The organism is Streptomyces sp. GC420 (assembly GCF_009916105.1).
Lineage (GTDB): Bacteria > Actinomycetota > Actinomycetes > Streptomycetales > Streptomycetaceae > Streptomyces.
Genome location: NZ_JAAAXQ010000457.1, coordinates 1 through 5532, shown reverse-complemented (window position 1 = coordinate 5532; position 5532 = coordinate 1). Strand labels below are relative to the sequence as shown.

Annotated in this window: 2 protein-coding genes; both read left to right on the top strand. The window is 76.2% G+C overall.

Features of this window, described 5'->3' with window-relative positions:
• Positions 1–547: 547 nt before the first annotated feature.
• On the top strand, positions 548–2290 hold the full coding sequence (locus tag GUY61_RS33865; RefSeq protein WP_166634150.1) for an RNA ligase family protein: 1743 nt from the start codon (positions 548–550) through the stop codon (positions 2288–2290).
• The gene (locus GUY61_RS33860) at positions 2290–5268 is read left to right on the top strand and encodes a poly(A) polymerase (protein ID WP_166634149.1); all 2979 of its coding nucleotides are present in this window, start codon (positions 2290–2292) and stop codon (positions 5266–5268) included. The genes GUY61_RS33865 and GUY61_RS33860 overlap by 1 nt, the downstream gene beginning before the upstream one ends.
• Positions 5269–5532: the final 264 nt, after the last annotated feature.

The following is a 5532-nucleotide window of genomic DNA, read 5'->3' as shown; positions in this document are numbered from 1 at the left end:
GGGTGGCGGTGGTCGGCGGACGCCGGCAGGGCGGCCGTGGCCACCAGGGCGCAGGCGGCCAGGGCCGACGCGGTCATGCGGTGTGCCGTGGGCAATGCGGACATGAGGCTCCCTCAAGTCGGTGCGCCGCACCCCGGTGCTCCGGGGCGCGCCGCGATCGTGCGGGTCTGCCCGGCGCGGTGGCCGGACGGCCTCACCCTGCCGACCGGTCCGGGGTGCATGCGGAGGGCGCGATTCGTGTTACTTGATGCGGACATATCCGTAACGCTCGCTTGTAGGGGGCACGCGATTCCTCCGCGTACCGACGGATACCCGGTGCCCAGTACACGGACCCGGTGTTCGCCGCGCCTGCGCGTCGCGACGACGCGGAACGCCACCCCGGGCGCCACCCCGCGCGCCACCGGGGCCCTCGCCCGAAAGTGGGTAACAGCACCGGGACGACGCCGGGCCACGGCCGCTCACCGGCGGTTATTCGCTGGATCGGCCCGTGTACCGGCTCCTACAGTGACCAATCGCGACATCGGCGACAGCAGCGAGGAGCGGGAACATGCGGACGCACTACCCCCGCACACCGCACCTGCCCTGGTCGCCGGGAGCTGCGTCGGACGACGTGCGCGCCGGTGACCTGACGGGGCTGGCCGGGCGCGAGGTCGTGGTCACCGAGAAGCTCGACGGCGAGAACACGACCCTCTACTCCGACGGACTGCACGCCCGCTCGCCGGACTCCGGGCACCACCCCTCGCGCGCCTGGGTCAAGGGCCTGCAGGGCCGGATCGGCGCCGCGATCCCGCCGGGATGGCGGGTGTGCGGCGAGAACCTCTACGCCAGGCACTCGATCGCCTACACGGACCTGGAGAGCTGGTTCTACGGGTTCTCCGTCTGGGACGGCGAACGGTGCCTGGACTGGGACCGCGGTGTCCGGTTCCTGCGCCGGCTGGGAATCCCCGCCCCACGGGTGCTGTGGCGCGGCACCTTCGACGAGCGGGCCCTGCGCGCGCTGCGACCCGACCCGGCGCGCCAGGAGGGATACGTCGTGCGCACCGCCGAGGGCTTCGGTCAGGAGGACTTCGGGCTGCGGGTCGCCAAGTGGGTCCGCCCCGGACACGTCACGACCGGCACGCACTGGATGCACGCCGCCGTCGTGGAGAACGGCCTGGGACCGGCGGCCGCTCTGTGGGCGGTGCGCGGCGCCGCCGCCCCCGGAGTGCCCTCCCTGCTGGCCGCCGTGGGCATGGGCGCACAGGACACCGAGGGCACCGACGAGGCCGTGGCGGACGTGTCCGCACGGCTCGACGCACTGGGCAGGACAGGGGACGCCCGGCTGGCGGGCGTCCTGGCCACCCTGCTGCACGGCACCCACCGCGCCGGGCTCGCCACCCGGCTGATCGCACCGCTCGGCATGGCGCAGGCGCGCCGCGTCGCCGACCTGGCCGGCCTCCACACCCTCCTGCACCGGCCGTTTCCCGACGAGGACCGCAGGCGCGGACTGGCGGGACTGGCGCCGGCGGCGGACCTGGGCGTGCTGCACGCGGTCGCCCGGGCCGTCCTGGCCGGCCGACCGGGCGAGGAGGCGGCCGCGGCACGCGAGCAGGCCGACTGGTCCGCGCTGCACGCCGAGGACGCGGGGCTGCTCGGCGAAGCACCCCTGGAGCCGCTGCGGGCCGCGCTGCGCGACGCGCTCGGCGGCCTGGACGGCGACGCCGCCGACCGCTGCTGGGCCGAGGCGCGCAGCGCCTGGGCCGGAGGCCGGATCACCACGGCCGGCGAGGCGGTCGCGGCGACCTGGCGATGGCGCGGGGGCACGTTTCCCCGGGTGGTGCACCTGGTCGGGCCCTCGGGCAGCGGAAAGAGCACGTTCGCGGGGACACTCCCGCCCGGCTGGGTCCGCGTGTCCCTCGACGAACTGCGCTCGGCCCGGGGCTCCCGGGCGGACCAGCGGGCGAACGGGGACGTCCTGCGGCAAGGGCTCGACCGCCTCGACACCGCCCTGGCCGGCGGCGCGACAGTGGTGTGGGACGCCACCTCCCTCACCCGGTACCAGCGTTCCCTGGTGCACACCGTGGCGGGTCACCGCGACGCACTGGTCACGCACGCCGTCGTGCTGGTCGAGGAGGACGAACTGAGGCGGCGCAACAGCGGCCGGACGCACGCGGTGCCGCCGGAGACCCTCGACGCCCAGCTGCGCCGGTTCTCCCCGCCCAGCCCCGGCGAGGCACACCGCACCTGGTACGTCGGGGCCGACGGCACCGTCGACGACGTCGCCGGCACCCTGGACGGAGAGGACTCCTGATGCGCACCAGCGACGAGATCTACCACCAGGTCCGCTGGGACCCGCGGTTCGACCCCGCCAGATTCGTCATGGGCATCACCCAGCGCGGGGCCGCGCCCAAGCGCGTCCCGCTGCCCGCCTTCGTACCGGGAGGCGACATCCCGTGGCACCGGGTGCTGTTCATCGAGGCGGACGGCGAGACGGTCTGGGACCGCGCCACGGGCCTGGACCGCGTCGGCACCTCGGACGCCGGGCGCGTGACGGAGCGGCGCCGCCTGCGGGCACCGCTCTTCACGGCCACGACCCCGCACGCCTGGGACCCGGCGGCCGGGTGGCGCCCCGCGCCGGGACCGCGGCCGCGGGCCGCCGCGCCGGCACGGACGGCGGCCGGTCTGCGCGTGCTGACCTGGAACACCCTGTGGGACCGCTACGACGGCGACCTCATCGGCACAGCACGCCGCAGGCCGTCGCTGCTCGCGGCCCTGGAGGACGCCGACGCCGACGTCATCGCACTCCAGGAGGTCGAGGCCGGGCTCGTCGACCTGCTGCTCCGCGCGCCATGGGTGCGGGGCGGCTACACCCTCGGCTCCGACCCGGCAGGGCACGAGATCCCGGACAGCGGACTGCTGCTGCTCAGCCGGCTGCCCGTACGCGAGGCCGGACTGCACGTGCTCGGCCCGCACAAGGCACTCACCGCCGTCACCGTGGAGACGGCCGCGGGCCCGCTCGTGGTCGCCGCCACCCACCTCAGCAGCGACCACTCCGACAACGGCCGGGACCGGCGGCGCGCGGAACTCGCCCGCATCGCCGAGGGACTGGCCGGCGTCGACGGCGAGCTGGTCCTGCTGGGCGACTTCAACGACGGCGACGACGGCCCCGAAGGCCCCGCCGCCACCCTCGGGCTGCTGGACGCATGGACCCAGGCGCACGGGCCCGGCGACCGGACCCCCACCTTCGATCCCGCGGCCAACCCGCTGGCCGCCGTCTCCTCGCTGTCCGGCCGTGCCTCCCGGCTGGACCGGATCCTGCTGCGCCCCGGCCGGTCCCGCGTGAGCGGGGCGGCACTGCGCGGCGACACACCCCTCGCGGACGGGCTGTTCCTCTCCGACCACTACGGGGTGGAGGCGGAACTCCGCCTGGAGGCGCAGGAGACCGGGCCCGGGCCGGCTGGCCTCCCGGGTACGACGGGCGTCCTCGGCACCCCGGGCGTCCCCGAGGTCCTGGACGTCCCGCCCACGGCCCGCACGGCCGTGGCGTGGATACCGCCGGAGGAACTGTGGCCCGCGATCCAGGACGTCCGACGCGAGCACGACCCGGCGTTCCACCGCTGGCCGCCGCACGTGAATCTGCTCTTCGGCTTCGTGCCGGAGTCCGAGTTCGAGCGGGCCGCCCCGCTCCTCGCAGGCGTCGCGGCCGCGACACCGGCCTTCACCGCGCGGCTGGAGGGTGTGCACACCTTCGGCCACCGCGAGGACGCAACCGTGTGGCTCGACCCCGCCGCGACGGGACGCACGGCATGGTCGCGGCTGCGCGGCGCACTGGAGCCGAGGTTCCCCCGCTGCCGGGGCCGCGCCGAGGGCTGGACACCGCATCTGACCCTGGGCAGGACCCGGGACCCGCAGGCCGCCGAGGCGCACTGGGCCGCCCGGCTCGACAGCATCCGCGGGGCGAGGGCACGGGTCGGGGAACTGGTCCTGCTCTCCCGCCGCGGCGAGGAGCCGATGCGCCCGCGCGCCACCGTCGAGCTGGGAACCGGCGAGATCCGGTGGCACACGGAGAACGGCAGCGCAGGGACGCCGGCGGGGACGGATGCCGGGACGGCGGCGGGACCGTCCTCGAGCGCGGCCGCCGGGCCGGCCGTGGAGACCGGAACCCTCGACGCCCCGGCGGCCCGGACCCTGCGGCGGCTCTCGGAGGCGCTGGCCGACGGAGTGGTGCACGTCGTCGGGTCACGCCGGATGGGCTGCGCCCTGCCCGGATCCGACCTGGACCTGGTGGCGGCCCTGCCGGGCGGGCCCGACATGGCGGACGTCCGCGCCCGGGTGACCGCGGCGCTGCCGGACGCGGACCGGGTCCGGTACGTCACAGGCGCCCGAGTGCCGGGCCTGCGGCTGCGCGCCGGTGAGCTGGACGTCGACCTGAGCGTGGTGCCCACGGGGCACCTCGCCCCCGCCGAGGCGGTGGCCCGCCGCACCGAGCTGGGGGAGGCGGCCGCGACCGCCCTGAGCGCGGTGAGCGACGCGGACGCCGTGCTCGCCGCCGTGGACGGCGCACACGCACGCTTCGCCCGCCTCGCCGGGCAGGTGAAGGCCTGGTCGAGGATGCGCGGTCTCGACTCCGCCCCGTTCGGCGGTGTGCCGGGCCTGGCCTGGTCCGTGCTGGCGGCCCGTACGACGTACGAGGCCGGCGGTCTGGAGGGGGACGACCTGCTGCGGCAGTTCTTCGGTTCCTGGGCCGCCTGGGACTGGGCACGGCCGGCCGGCCTCACGGCCGCCGCCCCCGGCGGAGAACCGGGGGCGATGACCGTGATGACCCCGACCGATCCGGTCCGCAGCTGCACCGCTCAAGTCGGCGTGTGTTTCCGGGACCTCCTGGTCCAGGAGCTCTACCGGGCCTGGGACATCCTGGAGACGGCGGCGGCCGGCACGGACCCCTGGCCCGCGCTGACGGCGCCGCCGCCCCTGCACCGCCGGCACGCGGCCTGGGCGGTACTGACCGTACGCGCGCACGGCACCGCGGAGTTCGAGGACACCCTGGGCCGCGTCCGGGGCCGGATACGGGCCCTGCTCACCGAGCTCGAAGAGGCCGGGACGGCTCAACTCCACGCGTGGCCACGCCCGTTCGAGGCCGGGCAGGACCTCGCGCGCTTCGCGATCGGCCTCGGCCGCACTCCGCCGGACGCGGCCCGGCTCGGCGGGATCGCCGAGAGGTGGCGCCGTGGCCTGCCCGGAGTACGGGTCGAATGGGCCGAGTGCGGCGCCGTGCCGACCCTGCGCTGACACACGGATCCCCACCCCGAGCTGCCCGGAGGGTGCCGAAGGGTTCCACCGCCGCACACCCGCCCGCACCGGAATGCTCGCCGAACCCTCCCGGGCAGGAACCGGTTTCGCTCCCCCTGCGGCTCATCACTGATCACTCGTCAAGTGCCCGGCTCCGGTGGCCGGCCGGCCCGGTTCCCGGTCCGTTCCCGGGCCGGCCACCCACCTCCCGGTGCCGCGGGTGACGCAAAGCCCCTCCGCACGCGCCGTTCCGCGGCACCGGGA